The organism is Streptomyces sp. NPDC048420, from assembly GCF_040651535.1.
GTDB lineage: Bacteria > Actinomycetota > Actinomycetes > Streptomycetales > Streptomycetaceae > Streptomyces.
The window spans coordinates 90,415-114,070 of the sequence record NZ_JBEZKG010000021.1; the positions used below are offsets into that span (position 1 = coordinate 90,415).

Annotated in this window: 21 protein-coding genes and 2 tRNA genes; 4 read left to right on the forward strand and 19 right to left on the reverse strand. The window is 70.7% G+C overall.

Translation table 11 applies throughout. The features are described 5' to 3' along the window. Positions 1 to 447: 447 nt before the first annotated feature. From holA to leuS, 8 genes are all read right to left on the reverse strand, one after another. Positions 448 to 1,437 (reverse strand): DNA polymerase III subunit delta, encoded by a 990-nt coding sequence (gene holA, locus AB0D34_RS34205; protein ID WP_362668743.1) that lies wholly within the window; start codon positions 1,435 to 1,437, stop codon positions 448 to 450. Positions 1,438 to 1,699: 262 nt separating this feature from the next. Further along, complete coding sequence (locus AB0D34_RS34210) at positions 1,700 to 1,945, reverse strand: hypothetical protein (protein ID WP_362668746.1); 246 nt, start codon at positions 1,943 to 1,945, stop codon at positions 1,700 to 1,702. A 16-nt stretch (positions 1,946 to 1,961) separates the two neighbouring features. Then, positions 1,962 to 2,816: an arylamine N-acetyltransferase gene (locus AB0D34_RS34215; protein ID WP_362668748.1), complete on the reverse strand. Its 855-nt coding sequence runs from the start codon at positions 2,814 to 2,816 to the stop codon at positions 1,962 to 1,964. Positions 2,817 to 2,820: 4 nt separating this feature from the next. After that, entirely contained in the window at positions 2,821 to 5,421 is a 2,601-nt protein-coding gene (locus tag AB0D34_RS34220; protein WP_362668871.1) for a ComEC/Rec2 family competence protein, read from the reverse strand. Between the two features lie 80 nt (positions 5,422 to 5,501). After that, positions 5,502 to 6,593 carry a ComEA family DNA-binding protein gene (locus tag AB0D34_RS34225; protein WP_362668751.1) on the reverse strand — a complete coding sequence of 364 codons (1,092 nt, stop codon included), beginning with the start codon at positions 6,591 to 6,593 and terminating at the stop codon, positions 5,502 to 5,504. Between the two features lie 129 nt (positions 6,594 to 6,722). Then, the gene (locus tag AB0D34_RS34230; protein WP_362668753.1) at positions 6,723 to 7,568 is read right to left on the reverse strand and encodes a DegV family protein; all 846 of its coding nucleotides are present in this window, start codon (positions 7,566 to 7,568) and stop codon (positions 6,723 to 6,725) included. A gap of 72 nt (positions 7,569 to 7,640) precedes the next feature. Then, positions 7,641 to 8,375: a hypothetical protein gene (locus tag AB0D34_RS34235; protein ID WP_362668755.1), complete on the reverse strand. Its 735-nt coding sequence runs from the start codon at positions 8,373 to 8,375 to the stop codon at positions 7,641 to 7,643. 149 nt (positions 8,376 to 8,524) lie between these two features. Continuing rightward, positions 8,525 to 11,401, reverse strand: a complete 2,877-nt coding sequence (gene leuS / locus AB0D34_RS34240) for a leucine--tRNA ligase (RefSeq protein WP_362668758.1) — start codon at positions 11,399 to 11,401, stop codon at positions 8,525 to 8,527. Positions 11,402 to 11,849: 448 nt separating this feature from the next. Here leuS and AB0D34_RS34245 point away from each other — a divergent pair, with 448 nt between their 5' ends. After that, positions 11,850 to 13,181, forward strand: coding sequence for a cytochrome b/b6 domain-containing protein (locus AB0D34_RS34245; protein ID WP_362668760.1), 1,332 nt, complete (start codon positions 11,850 to 11,852; stop codon positions 13,179 to 13,181). After that, positions 13,178 to 14,791, forward strand: coding sequence for an NADH-ubiquinone oxidoreductase-F iron-sulfur binding region domain-containing protein (locus AB0D34_RS34250; protein ID WP_362668762.1), 1,614 nt, complete (start codon positions 13,178 to 13,180; stop codon positions 14,789 to 14,791). The genes AB0D34_RS34245 and AB0D34_RS34250 overlap by 4 nt, the downstream gene beginning before the upstream one ends. 106 nt (positions 14,792 to 14,897) lie before the next feature. Here the strand turns inward: AB0D34_RS34250 and AB0D34_RS34255 are convergent. The 4 genes from AB0D34_RS34255 to AB0D34_RS34270 form a co-directional block, all read right to left on the reverse strand. Beyond that, positions 14,898 to 14,970 (reverse strand) — tRNA-Ala (locus AB0D34_RS34255). Positions 14,971 to 15,069: 99 nt separating this feature from the next. Then, the gene (locus tag AB0D34_RS34260) at positions 15,070 to 15,303 is read right to left on the reverse strand and encodes a hypothetical protein (RefSeq protein ID WP_003976229.1); all 234 of its coding nucleotides are present in this window, start codon (positions 15,301 to 15,303) and stop codon (positions 15,070 to 15,072) included. A gap of 3 nt (positions 15,304 to 15,306) precedes the next feature. Continuing rightward, positions 15,307 to 15,480, reverse strand: a complete 174-nt coding sequence (locus AB0D34_RS34265; RefSeq protein ID WP_306981341.1) for a hypothetical protein — start codon at positions 15,478 to 15,480, stop codon at positions 15,307 to 15,309. A gap of 69 nt (positions 15,481 to 15,549) precedes the next feature. Beyond that, positions 15,550 to 16,917 (reverse strand): MFS transporter, encoded by a 1,368-nt coding sequence (locus tag AB0D34_RS34270; protein ID WP_362668873.1) that lies wholly within the window; start codon positions 16,915 to 16,917, stop codon positions 15,550 to 15,552. Positions 16,918 to 17,142: 225 nt separating this feature from the next. Between AB0D34_RS34270 and AB0D34_RS34275 the strand changes: the two genes are divergently transcribed. Beyond that, on the forward strand, positions 17,143 to 17,994 hold the full coding sequence (locus AB0D34_RS34275; protein WP_362668764.1) for a helix-turn-helix transcriptional regulator: 852 nt from the start codon (positions 17,143 to 17,145) through the stop codon (positions 17,992 to 17,994). Positions 17,995 to 18,017: 23 nt separating this feature from the next. Here the strand turns inward: AB0D34_RS34275 and AB0D34_RS34280 are convergent. From AB0D34_RS34280 to AB0D34_RS34310, 7 genes are all read right to left on the reverse strand, one after another. Beyond that, a tRNA-Ala gene (locus tag AB0D34_RS34280) sits at positions 18,018 to 18,090 on the reverse strand. A gap of 95 nt (positions 18,091 to 18,185) precedes the next feature. Continuing rightward, on the reverse strand, positions 18,186 to 18,845 hold the full coding sequence (locus AB0D34_RS34285; RefSeq protein WP_362668767.1) for a histidine phosphatase family protein: 660 nt from the start codon (positions 18,843 to 18,845) through the stop codon (positions 18,186 to 18,188). After that, a complete protein-coding gene (gene rsfS / locus AB0D34_RS34290) occupies positions 18,842 to 19,285 on the reverse strand; it encodes a ribosome silencing factor (protein ID WP_362668769.1) in 444 nt (147 codons plus the stop codon). The genes AB0D34_RS34285 and rsfS overlap by 4 nt, the downstream gene beginning before the upstream one ends. A 112-nt stretch (positions 19,286 to 19,397) precedes the next feature. After that, positions 19,398 to 21,197: an LCP family protein gene (locus AB0D34_RS34295; RefSeq protein ID WP_362668771.1), complete on the reverse strand. Its 1,800-nt coding sequence runs from the start codon at positions 21,195 to 21,197 to the stop codon at positions 19,398 to 19,400. A gap of 16 nt (positions 21,198 to 21,213) precedes the next feature. Continuing rightward, positions 21,214 to 21,852: a nicotinate-nucleotide adenylyltransferase gene (gene nadD, locus AB0D34_RS34300; protein ID WP_362668773.1), complete on the reverse strand. Its 639-nt coding sequence runs from the start codon at positions 21,850 to 21,852 to the stop codon at positions 21,214 to 21,216. Between the two features lie 79 nt (positions 21,853 to 21,931). Further along, positions 21,932 to 22,096 (reverse strand): hypothetical protein, encoded by a 165-nt coding sequence (locus tag AB0D34_RS34305; RefSeq protein WP_362668775.1) that lies wholly within the window; start codon positions 22,094 to 22,096, stop codon positions 21,932 to 21,934. 130 nt (positions 22,097 to 22,226) lie between these two features. Continuing rightward, entirely contained in the window at positions 22,227 to 22,385 is a 159-nt protein-coding gene (locus AB0D34_RS34310; protein WP_356587255.1) for a hypothetical protein, read from the reverse strand. 159 nt (positions 22,386 to 22,544) lie between these two features. Here AB0D34_RS34310 and AB0D34_RS34315 point away from each other — a divergent pair, with 159 nt between their 5' ends. Further along, positions 22,545 to 23,642, forward strand: a complete 1,098-nt coding sequence (locus AB0D34_RS34315; RefSeq protein ID WP_362668778.1) for a M48 family metallopeptidase — start codon at positions 22,545 to 22,547, stop codon at positions 23,640 to 23,642. Positions 23,643 to 23,656: the final 14 nt, after the last annotated feature.

Below are 23,656 nucleotides of genomic sequence, written 5' to 3' on the forward strand. Positions count from 1 at the left end.
CACAACTGCAGGCCATCCCACCAGGAGGCGGCGCCCACCCACCTACCCCACTCGCCCAGCCACAGACCCTCGCACCGCAAGAGGAGAACACCACCCACCTCACACATCTGCGGGCAGTCGCATCACAAAGGCAGCACCCACCCGACTCCGCACAACTGCAGGCCATCCCACCAGGAGGCGGCGCCCACCCACCTACCCCACTCGCCCAGCCACAGACCCTCGCACCGCAAGAGGAGAACACCACCCGCCTCACACAACTGCGGGCAACCCACCACTAAGTTGGCGCCCACCCACAGTCGCACCGCAGGGAGCAGCACCGTACGCCTCGCACAGCGGCAGGTATTCGTGCCACCAGTGCGACACGGGTAGGCGCAGCGGCACCCCGCTGACTCGGGCCGGCGAAAACCCACCCCCACCCGGCCCCACCTACGTCAGCAGCCCAGCCGACTACCCGCGCCCCCGAGACCGAGCCGCCCGAGCGATCGCGACCACGGCCTTCTCCAACGCGTACTCGGGATCGTCCCCCCCGCCCTTCACCCCCGCGTCCGCCTCGGCCACCGCCCGCAACGCGACCGCCACCCCATCCGGCGTCCACCCACGCATCTGCTGCCGCACCCGATCGATCTTCCACGGCGGCATCCCCAGCTCGCGCGCGAGATCAGCAGGACGCCCACCCCGAGCGGACGACAGCTTCCCGATCGCCCGCACCCCCTGCGCCAACGCACTGGTGATCATGACCGGCGCGACCCCGGTCGCCAACGACCACCTGAGCGCCTCCAACGCCTCCGCCGCCCGCCCCTCCACGGCCCGGTCGGCGACGGTGAAACTGGAGGCCTCGGCCCGCCCCGTGTAGTACCGCCCCACAACAGATTCGTCGATCGTGCCCTCGACATCGGCGACCAGCTGCGCCACCGCGGAGGCAAGCTCCCGCAGGTCACTGCCGATCGAGTCGACCAGCGCCTGGCACGCCTCGGGCGTGGCGGACCGCCCGGTCCCCCGGAACTCCTGCCGCACGAAGGCCAGCCGATCCGCCGGCTTGGTCATCTTCGGACAGGCGACCTCCCGGGCTCCCGCCTTCCGCGCGGCATCGAGCAGCGCCTTGCCCTTCGCTCCCCCCGCGTGCAGCAGCACCAGGGTGATCTCCTCGGCGGGCGCCCCGAGATACGCCTTCACGTCCTTGACGGTGTCGGCCGAAAGATCCTGCGCATTGCGCACGACGACGACCTTGCGCTCCGCGAACAACGACGGACTGGTCAACTCGGCCAGCGTCCCCGGCTGCAACTGCTCCGAAGTCAGATCCCGCACATCCGTGTCCGCGTCAGCGGCCCGAGCAGCGGCCACCACCTCCTGCACAGCCCGATCAAGCAGCAGGTCCTCCTGCCCCACGGCAACCGTCACCGGGGCAAGAACATCGTCATCAGCACTCTTCCTGGCCATCCCGCACAGCATCCCACGGACCACTGACAACGAAGGTCAGAGCAGAATCCAGCAGCGGCTCACCATGCACAGCCGCGGGCAGTCATGCCGCTGGGGCGGGACGGGGGCGCACCGGCACGGCGTCGACGTCCGGGTGTCATCATCGACGACGCCTCACCGGCGCGGGCAAGCGACGACACCCCGCCCGGGCAGCGTCGGTGGCGAGGTGGTCGGCGTCGCCCAGCCGCCCCAGCTGGGCGTCGACCTCGGCGTTGCCGGCGCCCTACGGCTCCTCCCGCCACCCCTCCCACTCCCCCACGAACGCGTCCAGCTCCCCCGGATCCAGCCGCCCCGCCTCGTCCCGCAGCACGACCAGCCACTGCGCATCCTCCGCGTCGTCCTCCCCCGCCAACGCGTCCCGAACGACCTGAGGCTCCTCATCCACCCCGAACCGCTCCCCGAGCGCCTCGACCACCGCCTCCGCGGCATCCCGGTCAGGCAGCACCAGCACATGTCTCACATCCCTCACGCCACCATTTTCCAGGTCAGCCGCTTCGGCCGGGATTCCGCACCACCGGCACAGCACCGAGCTCGATACCGAACCGGTCCCGATACACCTCCAGCACCTCCTCGTCCGTCTCCAACTCCCTTTCCTCCCGCGCCCCGTCGGCCGACGTCGACTTGAGGACCCGTCCACTGAGCGTGATCCGCCCTCCCTCCTCCGTCACTCTCGAACACACCAGTGACTGTGTGAAGTGCGAGGCCGGCGAGGTGCTGTGCCACCACGCTCCGGCCACGAAGTCACCGAGCACCCTGGGCCGCACCTCCAGCCGGTACTGCCTCCTGTCGCCGTTGCGGACCTCCAGATCCGCGACCTCACCCCCGCCCTGCTTCCCCGCACCGTCCCCGCCCCGCACCCCCGCCGCATCGGGCCCCGCCTCGACGATCCGGAAGACGCCACCGGGATCCTCCTGCTCTCCGCGCGCCCCGAACGCCAGCGGATAGTGGCTGTGCGCCCCGAACCCGACATCGGCCAGCCACTCGCCCCCGTCCACCGTCCGCACCCGCAGCGCGAGATGGTCGTACGGGATCCCGAGCCGCCCCTCGTCCCCGTACACCCGGCCCGCGAGCAGCGTGACGTCGAAGCCGAGCGCGGCCAGCAGGGCCCCGAACGCCCCGTTCAGTTCATAGCAGAACCCTCCCCTCCGGGCGCCCACCACCTTGTCCACCAGCCGCTCCTCCGCCAGCACGATCTCCTCGCCGAGGTGCACCGACAGGTTCTCGAAGGGCACGGTCTGCAGATGGCGCAGATGCAGCTCGCGCAGGACCTCCACGGTGGGCCACGCCGGGTGCTGAACGCCCAGGCGGCGGAGATACGCGTCGACCTCTGTCGGATTCATGCCTTCAGTCTCGCGCCACCCACAGCTCCCCACCCCGCACGCCACCTCCTGGACCGCCACGGATGCCTTCACCGTCACCTCCTCCACCGCTGCCGCCACCCGTCCCGACGACCGCCAACGCCCCGTCCCTGTCCGTCCGAAGCACCACCGCACCCCCGGCCCGCAGCGCGTCAACCGTGCTGGGAGCCGGATGGCCGTACGAGTTGTCGGCGCCGACAGAGATGAGCGCGACCCTCGGAGCGGCCCGGCGTATCAGCTCCGGGTCCTGGTAGGCGGAACCATGGTGAGCGACCTTGAGCACGTCGACCCCGGCCAGCCGCGCTCCCGCCGGTGACCTCAACAGCTCCTGCTGCGCCGGGGGTTCGAGGTCCCCGAGCAGGAGGAAGCGCAGCCCGGCCGACCGGACGAGCATCGTGACGCTGGCGTCGTTCGGCCCGTCCGCCGCCGCCGACGCGGGGCCCGCCGGGGGCCACAGCACCTCCCAGGTGAGAGCCCCCGCACGCCGCTCCTCCCCAGCGGCGGCACGCGTCACCGGAATGTGCCGGGCCGCCGCCTCCCGCCGTACGGACTCAGCCTGGTCCACCGGTTCCTCGAAGCCCGTCGTCTCGATCGCTCCCACCGACCGCCCTCGCAGCACCCCGGGCAGACCCGCCACGTGGTCGGCGTGGAAGTGGGTCAGGACCACGAGGGGCACCTTGGTGATGCCGAGCGTGCGCAGGCAGTCGTCGACGAGGGTCGGATCGGGGCCCGCGTCCACGACCACGCCGGTGCCCTCGCCGGCCGCCAGCACGGTCGCGTCGCCCTGCCCCACGTCGCACATCGCCAGCCTCCAGCCCGGCGGCGGCCAGCCCGTGACCACCCTCGTCAGCGGCGGCGGCTGCACGACCGCCAGCAGGAACAGCACCGCGCAGACCGCACACCACCAGGGATGCCGCAACAGCCGTCGCCCGACGAGCAGTACGACCCCGGTGGCCAGGGCGAGCAGCCCCGCCCCAGTCCAGCTGCCGGGCCAGTCCACTCCCCCGCCGGGCAGCGACGCCCCGGTCCGGGCCACGTCCGCGATCCACCCGGCGGGCCAACTCGCGCACCAGGCCAGCGCCTTGGCCACCGGCATGGCCACGGGCGCCGTCGCCAGCGCCGCGAAGCCCAGCACCGTGGCCGGGGCGACCGCGAACTCCACGAGCAGATTGCACGGCACCGCGACCAGACTCACCCGCGCCGACAGCACGGCGACCACCGGTGCGCACAAGGCCTGCGCGGCGGCCGCCGCCGCCAACGCCTCCGCCAGCCGCGGTGGCACCCTGCGCCGGCGCAACGCCAGGCTCCAGCGCGGCGCGAGCGTGAGCAGGGCACCGGTGGCCAGGACGGAGAGCAGGAAGCCGTAACTACGGGCCAGCCACGGGTCGTACAGCACCAGCAGCAGTACGGCCGTCGCCAGCGCCGGGATCAGTGATCTGCGGCGCCCGGTCGCGAGGGCGAGCAAGGCGACGGCCCCGCAGGCCGCGGCCCGCAGCACGCTCGGGTCCGGCCGGCACACGACGACGAATCCGAGGGTGAGCCCCCCGCCGAGCAACGCGGTCGTCCGCAGCGGCATCCCGAGGCGGGGCGCAAGGCCTCGTCTCTCGACGAGCTGGGCGAGTCCGGGCGGTCCGATGAGCAGGGCGAGCAGGATCGTGAGGTTGCTGCCGGAGACGGCGAGCGTGTGCGCGAGGTCGGTCTCCTTGAAGGCCTCGTCCAACTCCGGCGTGATGCGCGCGGTGTCCCCCACGACCAGCCCCGGCAACAGCGCCCGGGCATCCGCGGGCAGTCCGTCGGTGGCCTCCCGCAGCCCCGCCCGCAGCCGTCCCGCGAACCGCTGTGTCCCCGATGGCTCCCCGACGACTGTGGGGCTCTCCCGGTCCTGCACCCGCAGCACCGCGGCGACACGGTCGCCTCCGGCCATCGGCGGGGCGATCCGCGCGACGACCCGCACCCGCGTGGACGGCAGCAAACCGAGCCACGGCGACCGCGCCGGACCTTCCACGTCGTGCGGCGAGACGGGCGTCCGCCCGCCGCGCACCGCCCCTTCCGCGTCCGGGCCGGCACCCGCCCGCGCGTCGACGATCAAGAGCACCGGCGCCCGCGTCGCCACCGCCCTCCCGTCCGCCGTCTCCACCCGCCGGACGTCGGCGTCGACGACCACTGCCGTCGGGGCCGCGTGATCACCTGTGATCCGGGGCCGGGTGAGCCGGGGGTCGGAGGTCACCTCCACCTCGGCGGTCACGGTGGCGTACTGCCGGGCCAGCACGGGTACCGGTCCCCGTCGCAGATCCGCCCCATGCAGCCCGGCGGACGCGGCTGCCGCCGCGACACAGAGCAGCACGGCGGCGACCGGGATCCGACCGCTCCCCCGAAGGCCCCGCGCGTCTCGCCGCCGTCCCGGCAGCAACCCGCAGGCCACGACGAGACACCCGGCCACGAGCCCCGTGAGCCACCCCGCCGGAGCGTCCAGGGTGACCGCGGCCGTCACCCACGCCGCGAGCGCCGGCGGTACCAGCCGCAGATCCGTAGGCCCTTCCTGCCGGGGGTGAGCGTCCCCGAGCCGCTTCCCCGAGGCAGCGTGCACAGCAGCCCGCGCATGCTCTCCGGCACCGGCCTCCCTCCGTTCCTCGTCCTCATCCCCTCGCCGCACCCTCACGCCGTACCTCATGGCTGTACGAGATTCCGCAGGTCGGCGAAGCGGCGGTCGCCGATGCCGTTGACCTCGCGCAGTTCGCCCACCGAGCGGAAGCCGCCGTGCTGGGTGCGGTAGTCGACGATGTGCTGGGCCAGTACGGGACCGACGCCGGGCAGGGTGTCGAGCTGGTCCACGGTGGCCGTGTTCAGGGAGACGGGCGCCGCCACCCCCGCCACAGACCCGGCAGGAGCACCGGCGACGGGCCCGCCCACCGCGGGTGCGGCCGGGCCGCCGACGACGACCTGCTCACCGTCCACCAGGAACCGGGCACGGTTGAGGGCATCGGTGTTCGTGCCCGGCCGCACTCCACCGGCCGCCCGCAACGCGTCAGCGACCCTGGACCCTGCCGGAAGCCGCTGGATCCCGGGCTCACGGACCTTCCCACTGACGTCCACGACGATCTCGGCCCCGGCCGGTCCCGCCGTGCCCGGGCCCCCGCCCGAGACTGCCGGCTCAGCCTCCCCGCCCTGCGCACTGTCTCCGCCGGTCCCACTCTGTCCGAACGGAGCAGCCGCACGCACCACTTCGGGCGCCTGGACGGACTGTGCCCGGCCGGTCCAGAAGTGCTGCACGGCGAAGACCGCGGCCACGACGAGCAGCACCGAGAGCGCGACCACGTTCCGCCGCTCCAGCCCACACCGCGCCTGCAACCACACCGGCATCCGCTCCCGCAGAGCGAGCCCGGCCCGCTCCCGCCAGGCCCCGTCTCCGGAGTCGGCGCCCCGCCAGGCTTCACCCCCGGAATCGTCATCCGGCCAGACCCGCTCCGCCGAGTCGGCCTCGGCGACCTCCACGGCACCGGCGGCTTCAACGGCCTCCACGGCGTCGTCCAGGCCCCGCCCGCCTGCTGGTGGCCCCTTCCCCGACCCCCTCCCCTCCGGACGTTCGGCGAACAACACCTCCGCCCGCCGATGGAGTTCGTCCGCCGAGGCGGCATGCCGCTGCCGGACCCGGCCCCGGGTGGCGGGCGGACGGCGGTGCCGTGAGCGTCCGTCGGAATGGGGACCGCGGCCCGGACCGCTGGTCGCCGTCGCTGTACGTGAGCGTGATCGAAGTGCCATGCGCCGAGGATCGGCCACACCCGCACACTCGCGATGATCTTGGTCAATTCCCGGGGATTACCCACCGGTTGTGGAAAACCCCGCCACCCACACGAGTGAAGAATCCGCCCCAGGCAACCTGGGCGCCCGTCACCGAGGAGAGACCACGACCCCCAGCAACCCGGGCCCCGTGTGCGCCCCGATCACCGCCCCGACCTCGCTCACATGCAGGTCGGCAAGTCCCGTCACCCGCGCCCGCAGCCGGTCCGCGAGGGCCGACGCCCGGTCGGGGGCGGCCAGATGATGCACCGCGATGTCGACCTGCGCGCTGCCGGCCCGGTCGGCCGCGATCTCCTCCAGTCGGGCGATGGCCCTCGACGCCGTCCGCACCTTCTCCAACGGTTCGATCCGGCCGCCGTCCAGCTTCAGCAGCGGTTTCACGGCGAGCGCGGAACCCAGGAGGGCCTGTGCCGCCCCGATCCGGCCGCCACGGCGCAGATAGTCGAGGGTGTCGACGTAGAAGTAGGCGGACGTGCCGGCGGCCCGCTTCTCGGCGGCGGTGACCGCCTCGTCGACCGTGCCGCCCGTCTCCGCGGCCTCGGCGGCGGAGAGCGCGCAGAATCCGAGGGCCATCGCGATCATGCCGGTGTCGACGACGCGCACCGGCACCGGTGCCTCGCGCGCTGCCAGGACCGCCGCGTCGTACGTGCCGGAGAGTTCGGCGGACAGGTGCAGCGACACGATGCCCGTGGCGCCGGACTCGGCGACCTTGCGGTAGTGCTCCGCGAAGAGTTGGGGGCTGGGCCGTGAGGTGGTGACGGGGCGTCGCTTCTGGAGCGCCTGGGCCAGTGACCGGGTCGAGATCTCGGTGCCCTCTTCCAGCGCGCGGTCCCCGAGGACCACGGTCAGGGGTACCGCGGTGATGCCGTGCCGCTCCATCGTCCCCTGCGGCAGGTAGGCCGTTGAATCCGTGACGATCGCGACATGGCGGGACATGAGCTGGAGGTTACCTGCCGTAGCGTCCGGACGGCAGCCCGGCCCCTGTCACCCGGGGCTGCCGTGTCCGGATCAAGTCGTGCTCTCGGGACGGGGTTTCTTCTGCCAGGGATAGGTGGGGCGCGGACCCGGCGGCGTGATGGCGGGCTTCGTCGGCTCCTCGGCGGTGCGGGAGCGGGGCGTCTCGGGCCAGGTCTGCTGTTGGGTGCTGTTCTCAGCGGCGGGGGCCTCGGGCCACGGGGGCGGTGTCGCGGCGGGCTCCGTCTTCATCCAGTGCCTCAGGGCGCCGGACTCGACGTCGATCTGCGCGCTCAGCGTGTCCAGGTCGTCGTCGGCGAACCTGCGGGCGCGATCGCGAGCCGCCCAACGCAGGGAGTCCGCCGACTGTGTGATGCGCTCGGTGCGCTCACGCAGACCGGGCAGTCGCTCGGCGAGCGTCGCCCGGTCGGGCTCCGCCTCCAGGCGCTTGAGTTCGCCGTCCAGCTCGTGGCCGTGCGCGCTGAGCCGCTGGAAGAGGCCGAGGGACTCCTTGAGGGACTCGTCCTCGGCCACGCCCGCGTGCAGCGCGTCCTGGGTGGCCCGCATCGAGGTGCGCAGTTTCAGCCGCAGCTGGGCCAGTTCGCCCGCGGGGCCGAGCTGCGCGAAGGACTTGGCCCGCAGGGTGTGGTCCTCGACCGTGCGCCGGGCCTGGGTGATGGTGCGGTCCACTCCTCGCTTGGCGGCGCCGACCACCTTCACCGTCGCGTACACGCCGAGCACCACGAAGAGCACGAAAAGCAGGGCCACGATTGCGATCACTGCTTCCACGACGCTCCTCCTCAGACCCGCACGGCACTTCCCGCGCCGCTCTTCAAAGGTAAACGCAACAGGCAGGCCCGGAGTTCCGGAAGAACCCCGAACCTGCCCGCACGGGACCCCTAGGGGGCCGAGACCCGGCGCATCGCGCCGGACAGGCACTACGCCGGAACGATGTTCACCAGCTTCGGTGCCCGCACGATCACCTTGCGGATGCCCGCCCCGTCCAGCGCCGCCACGACCTTCTCGTCGGCCAGCGCGACCTTCTCCAGCTCGTCGTCGGAGATGGCCGGCGAGACCTCCAGGCGGGCCTTGACCTTGCCCTTGACCTGGACCACGCAGGTCACGGTCTCGTCCACGACGTACTGCGGGTCGGCTACGGGGAAGTCCTGGTGGACGACCGAGTCGGTGTGGCCCAGCTTGCGCCACAGCTCCTCGGCGATGTGCGGGGCCAGCGGCGTGACCAGCAGCACCAGCGCCTCGGCGACGGGTCGCGAGACCGCGCCGCCCGCCTTGGTCAGGTGGTTGTTCAGCTCGGTGACCTTGGCGATGGCGGTGTTGAAGCGCAGGCCCTCCAGGTCGTGGCGCACCCCGTCGATCGCCTTGTGCAGGGCACGCAGCGTGGCCTCGTCGGGCTCGGTGTCGACGACGGTCACCTCACCGGTGGCCTCGTCGACGATGTTGCGCCACAGCCGCTGCAGCAGGCGGTACTGGCCGACCACCGCGCGCGTGTCCCACGGCCTGGAGACGTCCAGTGGGCCCATCGCCATCTCGTACAGGCGCAGGGTGTCGGCGCCGTACTCGTCGCAGATCGCCTCGGGGGTGACGGCGTTCTTCAGGGACTTGCCCATCTTGCCCAGCTCGCGCCTGACGGGCTCACCGGCGTGGAAGAACTGGCCGTCGCGCTCCTCGATCTCGGCGGCCGGCACCGGGAAGCCACGGCTGTCGCGGTAGACGAAGGCCTGGATCATGCCCTGGTTGAACAGCTTGTGGAAGGGCTCGGGCGACGAGATGTGCCCCAGGTCGAACAGGACCTTGGACCAGAAGCGCGCGTACAGCAGGTGCAGCACCGCGTGCTCGGCGCCGCCGACGTACAGGTCGACACCGCCGTGCGGCTGCCCCGCGCGCGGGCCCATCCAGTACTGCTCGATTTCCGGGTCGACCAGCTTCTCGCTGTTGTGCGGGTCCAGGTAGCGCAGTTCGTACCAGCAGGAACCGGCCCAGTTGGGCATGGTGTTGGTCTCACGGCGGTACGCGCGCGGGCCGCGTCCGTCGCCCAGGTCCAGGGTGACGTTCACCCAGTCCTCGTTGCGGGACAGCGGGGTCTCCGGGGAGGTGTCCGCGTCGTCCGGGTCGAAGGTACGGGGCGAGTAGTCCTCGACCTCGGGCAGCTCCAGCGGCAGCATCGACTCGGGCAGCGAGTGCGCGATGCCGTCCTCGTCGTAGACGATCGGGAAGGGCTCGCCCCAGTAGCGCTGGCGGCTGAACAGCCAGTCGCGCAGGCGGAAGTTGACGGTGCCCTCACCGATGCCCTCGCGCTCCAGCCACTCGGTGATGCGCGCCTTGGCCTCGACGACGCCCAGGCCGTCCAGGGAGACGCCCTGACCGGTGGAGTTGACGATCTTCGCGTCGTACGAGACGAAGGCGTCCTCCCACACGGAGGTGTCCGTGCCGCGCCCGTCGGCCGGCTCGACGACGCACTGGATCGGCAGCTCGAAGGCGCGCGCGAACTCGAAGTCGCGGGAGTCGTGGCCGGGGACGGCCATGATCGCACCGGTGCCGTAGCCCATCAGGACGTAGTCGGCGATGAAGACGGGGATCTGCTCGCCGTTGACCGGGTTGGTCGCGTACGAGCCGATGAAGACGCCGGTCTTGTCCTTGGCCTCGGCCTGGCGCTCGACGTCGGACTTGGAGGCGGCCTGCGCGCGGTAGGCGGCGACGGCCTCGGCCGGGGTGGCGTGACCGCCGGTCCAGGCGTCGTGCGTGCCCTCGGGCCAGGCGGCCGGCGTGAACTTCTCGACCAGCGGGTGCTCGGGCGCCAGCACCATGTAGGTCGCGCCGAACAGGGTGTCCGGGCGCGTCGTGAAGACGGTGATGCGCTCGCCGTCGATCGGGAAGTCGACGCGGGCACCCTCGGAGCGGCCGATCCAGTTGCGCTGCTGCAGCTTGATGGCCTCGGGCCAGTCCAGCTCGTTCAGGTCGTCCAGCAGGCGGTCGGCGTAGGCGGTGATCCGCATGTTCCACTGGCGCAGCTTGGCCTTGAAGACCGGGAAGTTGCCGCGCTCGGAGCGGCCGTCGGCGGTGACCTCCTCGTTGGCCAGCACGGTACCCAGGCCCGGGCACCAGTTGACCGGCGCGTCGGAGGCGTACGCCAGGCGGTACTCGCCCAGGACGTCGGCACGCTCGGCGGCGGTCAGGGCGTCCCAGGAACGGCCACCGGGAACCGCGCGCTCACCGGACTCGAACCGCGCGACCAGCTCGGGGATCGGGCGGGCCTGCTTGGCCTCGTCGTCGTACCAGGAGTTGAAGATCTGGACGAAGATCCACTGGGTCCACTTGTAGTACTCCGGGTCGATCGTGGCGAACGACCGGCGCTTGTCGTGGCCCAGGCCCAGCCGGCGCAGCTGGGACTTCATGTTGTTGATCGCGGCCTCGGTGGTGATCCGCGGGTGCTCGCCGGTCTGCACGGCGTGCTGCTCGGCGGGCAGGCCGAAGGCGTCGAAGCCCAGGGTGTGCAGGACGTTGTGGCCGTTCATCCGCTGGAAGCGGGCGGAGACGTCGGTGGCGATGTAGCCCAGCGGGTGGCCGACGTGCAGGCCCGAACCGGAGGGGTACGGGAACATGTCCATGATGAACTTCTTGGGCTTGGCGGCCAGCTCCGGGTCGCCTGCCAGGTCACCCTTGGGGTTCGGGGCCGCATAGGTGCCGTCGGCGTCCCAGAAGTCCTGCCAGCGTGCCTCGATCTCGGCCGCGACGGCGGCCGTGTAGCGGTGCGGCGCGGCCACCTCGGCGGGGGCAGCGGGGTTCGTCTCGCTCATGGTCCTCAAAGCTCCATCGATCGTCTCTGCCAGCGGCTGTGTCGTCCGGAAACGAAAAATCCCCTCGCACAGGAGGGGACGCCGCGCCGATTCCGACCACGTCTTCACCGGTGGTCGGGACTGATCAGCGCGGCTCGCTAAGCAGAAGGCGTACGGCACGCATGGCGTCAGAGTACCGCAGCCGTTGAGCAAGCCGCGACGGGCTTACGTATGCCTCTTTGGCACCGGGTGCCGCACTCGCCGCCGCAGTCGAGCGCAACCGTCCGATCCGACACAGGAACAGAATCAAGGCCAATGGTTACTTCGCGTAACAGCCACTAAGGGACATTACAACGGCCCCGCAGTCGTTTGATAACAACGCAATAACTCAAACGCCGTACCCACCGGTATGGCGCCACTTAGAGTGCGGCAGCGGGACCGCCTTCCCGAACCGCTCGGAGTTGCCCCCATGAACGCTCGCAGTAGTTACAGCACGCCCCCCAAGGCAGGCCGGTCGGCCTACGGGGTGGCGACGGCCGTCTTTCTGCTGGCCATCCCCCTGGTCGTGACCTACGGAGGTGTCTGGCTCCAGGACTTCCTCAACTTCGGGGCGGGCGTGCTGACGCTTGTCCTCCTCACGTGTTCCGTGATCTGGGGGCTCGTGGCACAGGACCGGCTGATCCTCAACACCCGGCAGCGGATCGTCACGCAGGGCGTCCACCGGATCACCGCGGTGGGGTCGATCGCGTTCCTCCTGCTGCACATCGGGATCAAACTGACCCTCGACCACACGACATGGATCGCCGCGTTCATCCCGTTCGGGCTCGGCTTCAGCAGCAGCGGAGGCCTCATAGGTCTCGGCACCCTGGCCGGCCAGCTCATGATCTTCGTCGGCATCACCGGCGCGCTGCGCAACCGGTTCGCGTCCCCGGCCCCCATCGCGGCACGGTGGCGGGCGATGCACATGCTGGCCTACCCGGCCTGGTGCGCCGCGCTGATCCACGGCCTGTACGCGGGGCGCGCGGTGAAGGCCCCGATCTTCACGTACATGTACGCGCTCTGCGTGCTCGCTGTCATAGCGGCCCTCGCCCTGCGCGCGGCACCGCGCCCCTTCAAGCGCAAGGTCACCGACCGGATCGCCATGCTCCTCGGTGCCGAGGAACGACCGGGCCGCGAGGAGCTTGAGGCCAGCCGGGCCAGGAGGGCCGCCGAGAGCGCCGCACCGGGCCGCGAGAGCCGCAGGGCACCCGAGTCCGCCGGCCGGCGCTCGGAGTCCGCCCTGCCCGGCTACGAGGGCCTCACCCAGACCGGCTCCATGCCCGCCTACCAGGCCGCCCCGGCCCCGGAACCCGCGGGCAGCGGATTCGCCGCGGCCTACCGCGCGGTGTCGCCCAACGCTCAGCAGCCCTACGACACCGGCCAGACCGCGCGCATGGACATGCCGATGGACATGCAGGCGGCCACCGAGCCCATCGCGCGCATGGACATGGGCGGCAGCACGTCCGGCAGCTGGCCGATCCCGTCCCCGCCGCCGGTCGGCGAGGCACCGCCCTCGGCCTACGACCCACTCCAGGACACGGGATACAACATCCCCACCTATGGCGGCAATTCGGGCACCGCCAGTTATCTCACGAGTGATGTGCGCGACACGGGTGAGTCGAACAACCTCTATGGCGCGTACAACCCCAACGACACGTACAACAGCGGTCCCGCCACTGATCCAACGCCCGGTCAGTCGTACGACTTCGACTCACCGGGATCGGGCGAACCTTGGAACACGCCTTCCGGAGGCTATAGGTGAACGAGGCCCTGCCCGACGTACCAGAAGTCCGCGTCGTCGGACTTCCTCAGCTCACGTCGGGCTTCGACCTTGTCGAACGACTTGACCTGCCCATGCACCTGAAGGTGCACGGGCCGCTCGAACCCATGGGCGGCGAACAGCTCGCGAAGCTGTCCGAAGCCATCAACCTGAAGGGGCGCGGCGGTGCCGGCTTCCCCTTCCACAAGAAGCTGCGTTCGGTCGCCGAAGCGGCGATCAAGCGCGGCGTCCGGCCGGTCGTCGTCGTCAACGGCAGCGAGGACGAACCGGCCTGCCGCAAGGACACGGTGCTCATCAACCGTGCCCCGCACCTCATCCTGGACGGCGCTCTCCTGGCCGCCGAAGCCCTGGGTGCCCGCACGCTCGTGGTGGGGGTCACCCGGGAATCCACCCAGCGGTCCATGGAGGCCGCCCTCGCCGAACGCGGCCTCAGCAACGGCCGCAGATCGGCTCTACGCGCGCGCGTGCAGCGCAACCCCGTCCGTATGGTCACCGGAGCGGCGGCCTCGCTGATCCGTTCCATCGACGGCGGCCCGGCCATCCCGCCCGGCCGCAAGATCAGCGCCTCCCAGAGCGGCGTCGGCGGCGCGCCGACCCTGCTGTCCAACGCCGAGACCTTCGCGCAACTGGCGATCGCCGCGCGCATCGGCCCGGAGCGCTACGGCAACACCGGGCTGTACGACGAGCCGGGCACCGTCATGCTCACGGTATCCGGCGCCGTCGCGCGCCCCATGGTGATCGAGGTCCCGACCGGCGTACCGCTGCGCTACGTCCTGCAGTTGGCCGGCGCCCCGCCGGTCCCGCAGGGCGTGCTGACCGGCGGCTATCACGGCAAGTGGATCGACGCGGCGACGGTCAACGAGGCGATCGTCTCCCGCAACTCCCTGGACGCCGTGGGCGGCGCGCTCGGCGCCGGCGCGATCCTGCCGATCACTCAGGAGACCTGCCCGCTGGGCGAGTCGCTGCGGGTGGCGCAGTGGCTGGCCGAGGAGAGCGCGGGCCAGTGCGGCCCCTGCTACCTCGGTCTGCCGGCCGCCGCGCGCGGCATGGAGGACATCCTCAACGGCGGCGGTCCTGCCGCCCTGGAGGCGCTCAAGCAGGTCGCCAAGAACGTGAAGCGGCGCGGCGCGTGCTCGCACCCGGACGGCTCCGCGATGTTCCTGGAGTCGACCATCAAGGCGTTCACCGACGACCTGGCCGCCCACGTCCTCGGCAACGGCTGCGGACGGCCCGTGGAGGGCGTTCTGCCGCTCTTCGAGGGCGGGAAGATGCCGACGGGCATCCCGGGCGGCGGCGAGGCCGAGGAGAGCGGCCCCAGCCGTCAGAAGATCTACGTCGACTGGACGCTGTGCCGGGGCCACGGCCTGTGCGCCGACATCCTGCCCGAGGTCTTCGAGCTCGGCGCCGACGGCTTCCCGACCGTCGCCCAGGCCCAAGTACCGCGCTACGCCGAGGCGAAGGCGCTACGCGCGGTGCGTCGCTGCCCCGCCCTCGCCCTGCGCCTGGAGGAGGAGGCTCCGCGCGACAAGGGTCCCTCCCGCAACCTGCCGGTCCTCTCGCAAGGCCGGGGACGCCGAGCGCTGGGACGCTGAGACAGCACAGAGGGGGCCGCCCGGATCGGGCGGCCCCCTCTGTCGTAACTACCTCTGTAAACAAGTAAATCCCGCCGGATCGAGATGACCCGGCGGGATCTTTCTGTGGAGCTAAGGAGATTTGAACTCCTGACCCCCTGCATGCCATGCAGGTGCTCTACCAACTGAGCTATAGCCCCGTGTTGCGTGCCACCCGGTTTCCCCGGCGGCGACGCCAACATTACACGGTCCACCGGGTGGAACACCAAATCGTTTCCCTGTGGGCAGGAGGACCGACGTCAAGCGGTCACGAACGAGTAGAACCGCTTCAGCGTGCAGTGTTCTTCAAGAAGTCGGCCGTAGATCGGCTCGCCCTCGAGTTCGCGGTACGTCTCGATGGGGTCGCCTTTTATGATCAGCGCCCGCGCGCACTCCTCGCACCAGTACTGGTAGTCGGGATTGACCGGCTCCATGTCCCGCACGATCGGCGTCCCGCTGCCGCACCAGTCGCATTTTCGCCTGTGTGCACCCATCGATCAGCTCCAGCTGTGGCCGCAGGCCGTGCACACGTAGGAGATCCCGCCATTGTCGCCGAGTACTTGCGCCACATGGACGGAACCGCAGGAAGGGCAGATGAGGCGGACCGTCGTGTCCCTTGTCGACGCCGCTTCGTGGAGGTGGCCGACCTCCACGAGGATGCTCGCAGGCATCACTACTCCCTCCCGTCGGGCCGCGCCCCCTTCCGGCCGTTTGATTCTGCCACGGCCGGACCAATACGGTCAGCGACGCCTGAGTACCAGTCCGGACACGGCGCCCACCGCGGCGGTCCCGGCCAGCGCGAACATGCACGCCAACAGCGCCTCCGCAGAGGTATACGCCGCAGAGGGGCCGAGTGACTCAAGTCGGTTCAAGAAGAGTGTGCCGAAGCCCGCGACTCCGGTCAGCTGACCGAGCTGGGTGACCGTGGCGAGCAGACCGCTGGCGTCCGCCGCGTGCTCGGGCGGCACCGTGGCGAGGGCCCGGGTGAGCGTGGGACTGAAGGCGAGTGCGAGGCCCACTCCCACGACGGCGTACACGACGTACAGCAAGGGGCCGCCGGAGTCGCCGCCCTTCAGGACCAGGCCCACGCCCGCCGCGCCCAGAGCCAGCACCAGGAACCCGACGGGTGTCAGCAGTCGCTGCCAGGACGCCGGCCAGCCGCGCCAGGTCAGCCCGACCAGACCGAAGACGATGGCGGTCGGCGCGAAGGTGAGGCCTGTCCGCAGGGCACTGAAGCCGAGGCCGCCCTGGATGTGCAGGGTCAGCGCGAACAGGAAACCTCCGTTGACGGCCATGACCGCGAGGATCCGGAACGCGGCGAGGCCCATGCCGGGGTGACGCACCACACTCGGAGTGATCAGCGGGGTGCCTCCATGCCGGGCCAGTTGGGACTCGTACGCGCAGAAGACGGCGAACAGGACGGCCGCGGTGAGCAGCGACAGCCAGGACCACAGCGGCCAGTCCTGCTCCTGTCCGAGCACCAGCGGCACCGTGAAGAGCGACACCGCCGCCCCGAGCAGCACCAGACCCGGCAGGTCGAGGCCGCGTGCCCGGTTCCGGGACGTCGTACGGTCCCCGGGCGGCAGGACACGGCTCCCGACAGCCAGGAGTACGACGCCCACCGGCACGTTCACCAGGAACACCGGCCGCCAGCCCGTGCCTAACAGGTCGGCACTGACCAGGAGCCCGCCGACGACCTGCCCGGCGGCGGCGCCGACGGCGAGGACCGCCGAGTACGCGCCGAGCGCCTTCGCCCTGGCCTCGCCGGTGAAGTTGCGCTGGACCAGGCTGAGCACCTGCGGGATCATCACCGCCGAACCGGCGCCCTGCACCAGCCGGAAGACGATCAGTTCGGTGGCGCCCTGGGCCAGCCCGCAGGCGAGTGAGGCCGCGGTGAACAGGGCGAGCCCGGCCAGGTGGACGCGGCCGTGGCCGAACCGTTCGCCGAGCCGGGCGCCGGTGATCAGCAGCACCGAGTACGTGATGGCGTATCCGGCGATGACCAGCTGGAGTTGGGCGCCCGAGGCGTGCAGTTCCGTGCCGATCGTGGGGGCGGCGACATTCACGATGAACACGTCGAGCAGCGCCATGAACTGGGCGGCGAGCACCAGCGCGAGCAGCGGCCGGGGCCGGTTGTCAGTGGCGGGTGCTTCACTTCTGACAGGTGGGGAAACGGGTGCGGGATTCGGTCCCGTCCGGGGCGTTGTCGTCATGCCGTCGAGCCTGAGGACATTCCGGTACGGGTGCCGAGAGCCCGCCGATGCTGGTACTGCCAGCACCTGGCAAGCGCCGGGCGCGGGACCCAGGATGGTCGTGACGAGGGGGACGTGACGATGAGGACGACACAGCGACGACGGCCCGAGCTGGCCTCGTTCCTGCGCAGCAGGCGGGCCCGGGTGACCCCGGCCGACGTGGGCATGCCGCCGGGCCTCAGGCGCCGTACTCCGGGGCTGCGCCGTGAGGAGGTCGCCCAGCTCTCAGGGGTCGGCGTGACCTGGTACACCTGGCTGGAGCAGGGCCGGCCGATCAACGCGTCCGCGCAGGTCCTGGACGCCGTGGCCCGCACCCTGCGGCTCGACCCACCGGAGCGGGAGCATCTCTACCGCCTGGCGGAGGTGCCCTTCGCTGCGGCCCCGGAGCGACTGACCCAGGAGGCGGGGCCGGAGATACAGGGCATCATCGACGCTCTCGCCCCGCTCCCGGCGGTCGTCTACAACTCGCGCTACGACATCCTGGCCACGAATCCGGGTTACCGGGACCTGTTCCTGATCCGGGAGGTCATCGAGATCGGGGTACCCAACGCGCTGTGGACGCTGTTCACGGTGTCCGAGGAAGCCTGCCCGGTCATGTATCGGGAGCGCGAGCTGCCGGTCATGGTGGCGACCCTGCGGTCCTCCTACGGCAGACATGTGGGCGAGCCGGCCTGGGAGAGCTACATAGCCGCGCTGGCGGCGGCCAGCCCTTACTTCGCCGAACTGTGGGCGAGCGGAGAGGTGGTCCAGCCCGGGCCACGGGTCAAGACGTTCCGTCACAGGGCCGTGGGCGAACTGCGGATGACGTCCCAGTCGCTGTCGATCGACGGGATGCCGGAGTGCCGGATCGTGGTCTACACCCCGGTGGACGAGGAGACACGTGAAAAATCCCGCCTCCTGAGGGAGACGGGATCCTCATCAATCGGTCTTTGACAACTCAACAGAGTGTCGATCTGTGGAGCTAAGGAGAATTGAACTCCTGACCTCCTGCATGCCATGCAGGCGCTCTACCAACTGAGCTATAGCCCCGAGTGCTCTTCCCGCTCGGCGGGGGCGAACAAGAAGAACTTTAGCCTGCGACCTGCCGGAAAGTGAAATCCGGTCCGGAGCCCTGTCCGGACCCCTCAGTCGTCGTCGCCGAGCACCGGCTCCGGGAGGGTGCCGGCGTTGTGCTCCAGCAGGCGCCAGCCGCGGGCGCCTTGGCCGAGGACGGACCAGCAGCAGTTGGAGAGGCCGCCGAGGCTCTCCCAGTGCCGGGAGTCCAGGCCGAGGAGCCGGCCGATGGTGGTGCGGATCGTGCCGCCGTGGCTGACCACGACGAGGGTGCCGTCCTCGGGGAGCTTCTCGGTGTGCCGGAGCACCACGGGGGCGGCGCGGTCGGCGACCTCGGTCTCCAGTTCGCCGCCACCGCGGCGCACCGGCTCACCGCGCTTCCACGCGGCGTACTCCTCGCCGTGCCGGGCGATGATCTCCTCGTGCGTCAGTCCCTGCCAGACGCCCGCGTAGGTCTCGCGCAGGCCTTCGTCGTGGGCCACGTCCAGGCCGGTGAGCTCGGCGAGCTCGGCGGCCGTGTTCGCGGCCCGCCGCAGGTCGGAGGCGACGATCGCGTCGGGCTGGAGGGAGGCCAGCAGCCGGGCGGCGCGGCGGGCCTGGCCGACGCCGGTCTCGGTGAGCTCGACGTCGGTGGTGCCCTGGAAGCGGCGCTCCACGTTCCAGGAGGTCTGCCCGTGCCGCCACAGGATGACGCGGCGGCCCCGGCCCTTGCGGTCGGCGGGAGCGGTCACCGCGGCTCCCCGAACTCGGCGTCGTCCTCCTCGGCCCGGAGCTTGGCGTGCTCCTCGGCCTTGCCGCGGGTCGCCTTGGCGTCGGCCGGCAGCTCCAGCTCGGGGCAGTCCTTCCACAGCCGCTCCAGGGCGTAGAAGACCCGCTCCTCGCTGTGCTGGACGTGGACGACGATGTCCACGTAGTCGAGCAGCACCCAGCGGGCCTCGCGGTCGCCCTCGCGGCGCACCGGCTTGGCGCCGAGCTCCTTCGAGAGCCGCTCCTCGATCTCGTCGACGATGGACTTGACCTGACGGTCGTTGGGCGCGGACGCCAGGAGGAAGGCGTCGGTGATCGACAGGACGTCGCTGACGTCGTAGGCGATCACATCATGGGCGAGCTTGTCGGCGGCCGCCTGCGCGGCGGTGTGGACGAGCTCGAGAGAACGGTCAGTGGCGGTCACTACAAGGCTTTCGGTCGGCGGTCACTTGACACCAAGGGTCTCACGGACCGCCGACGGCACCCCACGTGATGGTGGAGATCACGTGGGGTGACGCCTCGGGCCCTGAGCCCGGCTAGGACGAGGAGTCCGGCTTGTAGTCCTGGCCGAGGACCACGGAGACGTTCGCGCTCGACGAGACCGTGCCCTTGGTGACGGCGCCGGCGGGCAGGCCCAGGGTCTTGGCGACCTCGGTGGCGTTCGTCTTGTCGGCGGCGTCGGCGTAGACGACCTTGGAGGTGGCCTGGGACGAGGAGGGTGTACCGCCGTCGATGAAGGTGAAGCCGCCGTTGAGGAGGACGACGCGGGCCTTCTCGGTGTTGTCCCTGGTGCCGGTGGCGTTCTGCACGGAGACGCTGACGGCCGCGTCCTTGTCGGGGCTCTTCGCCTTGCCGCCGAGGACGTCCTTGACCACGCTCGCGCTGGCCGCGGCGCTCAGGGTGCCGTCCTGCTGGACGGGCAGCAGCGCGGTCTTGTAGTCGCCGCCCTTGGCGAGGTCGGCGAGCTTGGCGAGGAAGGTGCCGAGGTCCTTGTCGGTGAGGGACGGGTCGAGGATCTGCGCGAGCGTCTGCACGGTGGTGGTCGCGGCCGCCGGGTCGGAGGACAGCTTGCGCAGCATGCCCTGCATGACCTGGCCGAAGCGCTCCAGCTGGGCGTCCTGGGCCTCGCCGGGGGCGCGGTAGGTGGCGTAGGCGACGGCCATCTTGCCGCTGAGGGTCTGGTCCTTCCCCTTGCTCACCAAGGGCGCCTGGCCCTTCTTCTTGGCGGCCGGGTCGGGCACGGCCACGTTGGTGTCGACGTCGATGTTGCCGACGAGGTCGACCAGGTTCTGGAGGTAGGGGGTGTCCAGACGCCAGGTGCCCTCGATGTCGGTGCCGAGGACGGTGTCGAGGGAGTCGACGGTCCCCGAGGAGCCGTCGTCGTCGACCGACTTGGCGAGGGTCGTCGTGGAGCCGTCGTCGGCCGTCAGGACGAGGGAGTTCGGGATCAGGACGGTGGTGCCCTGGTTGGTGGTGGTGTTGTCGACGAGCAGCGCCGTGGAGGTGCCGCCCTTGGTGGTGTTGTGCAGGTGGACGACGATCACGTCGCGGTTCTGGGCGCTCGCCGCGATCGTGGTGCCCTTCTTGCTCTCCGAGTCCGACAGGCCGGGCAGTTTCCCGGCGTACCAGAGGTAGCCGACACCGCCCACCGCGACCAGGGCGAGGACGACGACGAGGGCGACGAGCCGGCTGCGGGCGCGGCGCTTGGCCTCCTCGCGGCGCTCGGTGCGGTTCTCGGTGAAGTTGAGCCAGTCGATGACGTCCTCGGAGTCGCTGTCGGGCTCCTCGACGAACGCGAACTGTGCGGTGTGGTACTGCCGTTCGTCCCCGTCGGCGGCCTCCGCACCGGCGTGACCCGCACCGGGACGACCGGCACCGGCAGGACCCGCGTCGGCACGGCCCTCGTCGACCGCGGGACGGTAGCCCTGGCCGGCCTGTGTCGCCCCGGCCGGCCCACCCTGTTGCGGGATGTACGCGGTCTGCTCGGCGACACGGGGCCGTTGCCCGCTCGCCGCGGCCCGGCCGTAGGGGTCGTACGCCGTCGCGGAGCCGCCACCCTGTCGGCCACCGTTGCCGTAGGCGTCGTAGGGCGGCACGGGAGCCTGCTGTCCGGTGTCGCCGCCGCCGTAGGGGTCATAGGGCGGGACGGGGTTCTGGCTGCCCGTGGCGTACGGGTCGTAGCCGTATCCCTGCTGTGCGTAGGGGTCGTACTGCTGCTGTGGGGCCTGTTGCGGCGGGACCTGCTGGTAGACCGGCCGGCCGTACTCGTCGTAGCCGACGAGTTCGTACGGGTTCTCGTGATCGTCGCCGTAGCCCGCGTCGTATCGGTCGTTCACCGGTGCCCCTCTCGGCTCACTCGCCGCGGTACAGCTCGCGCTTGTCGATGTAGCGCACGACACCGTCCGGCACCAGGTACCAGACGGGGTCGCCCTTGGCGACTCTCGCCCGACAGTCGGTGGAGGAGATGGCCAGGGCCGGGACCTCCACGAGCGAGACGCCGCCCTCGGGCAGTCCGGGATCGGCCAGGGTGTGGCCGGGCCGGGTGACTCCGATGAAGTGCGCGAGGGAGAACAGCTCTTCCGCGTCCCGCCAGGTGAGGATCTGGCCGAGGGCGTCGGCGCCCGTGATGAAGAAGAGGTCGGTGTCGGGGTTCAGGGCCTTGAGGTCGCGCAGCGTGTCCGTGGTGTAGGTCGCACCACCGCGGTCGATGTCGATTCGGCTGACCGAGAACTGCGGGTTCTCGGCGGTCGCGATGACCGTCATCAGATAGCGGTCCTCGGCCGGTGAGACCGCGCGGTGGGTCTTCTGCCACGGCTGGCCGGTCGGCACGAACACGACCTCGTCCAGGTGGAACTGCGCGGCGACCTCACTGGCCGCCACGAGGTGCCCGTGGTGGATCGGGTCGAACGTCCCGCCCATGACGCCGAGGCGGCGCTTGCCGGGGTTCGACGGGCCGTTGCCCGGGCCGGTAGGCATGTCCTGCTCTCCCATGCGTGCAGACCCTACCGGCCCGTCCTGAGGACACCGGCCGGTGGAGGCCCGGAGTGCCCCGCTTTGGGCACCCGGTGCCTCAGCGGTCGCGGTTGAAACGGGTGGTGATCCACAGCAGCAGCATCAGGATGATGAACGCGCCACCACCGGTGATCAGCGGGTTGAGGCTCTCGTGGTTGCCGCCGTGCTCCTCGCCCTCGGCAGCGAGGGTGACCAACTGGGCAGCGGTGCTGTGGAAGCTCATCTTCGGCAGGACCTATCCGGTGAGGGCGGGATAAAGATGTCGGCCCATGGTAAGCGGGCGCCGAGGCGGCGATCACCCCGACTCCACCGTTGGCGGGCGCCAGGAGGACTCGGGGAACCTTCGCCCTCGCTCAGTCGTCCTTCCGCTTGTACCCCCGCAGCAGGAACCACGCGGTGAACGCACAGCCCAGGAACATCACGACCAGTACGACCCGGAGCAGATTTCCGGCCCCTTGCTGCTCGGCCGCGCTCGCGGCCTCGGTGAGCCAGGCGGCCCGGGTGTGCTCCATGACATGGACTCCTTCGCTGTACTGCCCGTCCACGCTATCTCCGCCTAGGCTGGGCTCTGCTTCGGGGGCGCAAAGGGCCGCACAAGGGTCCGTAAAGGATCACAGCGGTCGAAGAGGCACGGCCAAGAGGCACAGCCAAAGACGCACATGGGGGAAGACATGTCCGACGACGGCCATCAGAACAACGGACACGAGAACGTGCCGAGCAGGCAGCGCAGGCGTTTCCCGGGTATCTCCTCGCGTGCGTACGAACATCCCGCCGACCGCTCGGCCCTGGTGGCGCTGCGCAAGCTGAGCGGCTTCGACACGGTGTTCAAGGCGCTCAGCGGTCTGCTTCCCGAGCGGAGCCTCAGGCTGCTGTTCCTGTCCGACTCGGTGCGCGTCTCCGACCAGCAGTTCGCGTACCTCAACGACATGCTGCGGGACGCCTGTTACATCCTGGACCTGGAGAAGGTCCCGCCGATGTACGTCAACCAGGACCCGCAGCCGAACGCGATGTGCATCGGCCTGGACGAGCCGATCATCGTCGTCACCACCGGCCTGGTCGACCTGCTCGACGAGGAGGAGATGCGGGCGGTCGTCGGCCACGAGGTGGGCCATGCCCTGTCCGGCCACTCGGTCTACCGGACCATCCTGCTGTTCCTGACCAGCCTCGCCCTGCGGGTGGCGTGGATCCCGCTGGGCAACATCGCGATCATGGCGATCGTGACCGCGCTGCGCGAGTGGTTCCGCAAGTCGGAGCTGTCGGCGGACCGGGCCGGACTCCTGGTCGGCCAGGACCTCAAGGCCTCGATGCGCGGTCTGATGAAGCTGGCCGGCGGCCACCATCTGCACGAGATGAACGTGGACGCGTTCCTGAAGCAGGCCGAGGAGTACGAAGCCGGCGGCGACCTGCGCGACTCGGTCCTGAAGATCCTGAACGTCCTCCCGCGCACCCACCCCTTCACCACCATCCGGGCCGCCGAGCTGAAGAAGTGGTCCGAGTCGCGCGATTTCCAGCGGATCATGGACGGCCACTACCCGCGCCGCACCGAGGACAAGAACACCTCGGTCTCCGACAGCTTCCGCGAGTCCGCGGCCAGCTACGCGAGCAACGTCAAGACCTCCAAGGACCCCTTGATGAAGCTGGTCAACGACATCGCGGGCGGAGCGGGCGACCTGGGCGGCCGGGTGCGGAGGGGCTTCGGCGGCTTCTCGAACTCGACGCCGAGGCAGGACAGGCCGAACGATGAGGGCGGACCGACACAGACCGACTAGAACCGGCCCGTCGA

What these genes read in the sequence shown, in the direction of transcription:
- AB0D34_RS34310 (WP_356587255.1), bottom strand. Translation starts at nt 22,385, where the DNA reads ATGGAGCACACCCGGGCCGCCTGGCTCACCGAGGCCGCGAGCGCGGCC.
- AB0D34_RS34305 (WP_362668775.1), bottom strand. Translation starts at nt 22,096, where the DNA reads ATGAGCTTCCACAGCACCGCTGCCCAGTTGGTCACCCTCGCTGCCGAG.
- AB0D34_RS34260 (WP_003976229.1), bottom strand. Translation starts at nt 15,303, where the DNA reads ATGGGTGCACACAGGCGAAAATGCGACTGGTGCGGCAGCGGGACGCCG.
- AB0D34_RS34315 (WP_362668778.1), top strand. Translation starts at nt 22,545, where the DNA reads ATGTCCGACGACGGCCATCAGAACAACGGACACGAGAACGTGCCGAGC.
- AB0D34_RS34275 (WP_362668764.1), top strand. Translation starts at nt 17,143, where the DNA reads ATGAGGACGACACAGCGACGACGGCCCGAGCTGGCCTCGTTCCTGCGC.
- leuS (WP_362668758.1), bottom strand. Translation starts at nt 11,401, where the DNA reads ATGAGCGAGACGAACCCCGCTGCCCCCGCCGAGGTGGCCGCGCCGCAC.
- AB0D34_RS34215 (WP_362668748.1), bottom strand. Translation starts at nt 2,816, where the DNA reads ATGAATCCGACAGAGGTCGACGCGTATCTCCGCCGCCTGGGCGTTCAG.
- nadD (WP_362668773.1), bottom strand. Translation starts at nt 21,852, where the DNA reads ATGGGAGAGCAGGACATGCCTACCGGCCCGGGCAACGGCCCGTCGAAC.
- AB0D34_RS34265 (WP_306981341.1), bottom strand. Translation starts at nt 15,480, where the DNA reads ATGCCTGCGAGCATCCTCGTGGAGGTCGGCCACCTCCACGAAGCGGCG.
- AB0D34_RS34230 (WP_362668753.1), bottom strand. Translation starts at nt 7,568, where the DNA reads ATGTCCCGCCATGTCGCGATCGTCACGGATTCAACGGCCTACCTGCCG.
- AB0D34_RS34245 (WP_362668760.1), top strand. Translation starts at nt 11,850, where the DNA reads ATGAACGCTCGCAGTAGTTACAGCACGCCCCCCAAGGCAGGCCGGTCG.
- holA (WP_362668743.1), bottom strand. Translation starts at nt 1,437, where the DNA reads ATGGCCAGGAAGAGTGCTGATGACGATGTTCTTGCCCCGGTGACGGTT.
- AB0D34_RS34225 (WP_362668751.1), bottom strand. Translation starts at nt 6,593, where the DNA reads ATGGCACTTCGATCACGCTCACGTACAGCGACGGCGACCAGCGGTCCG.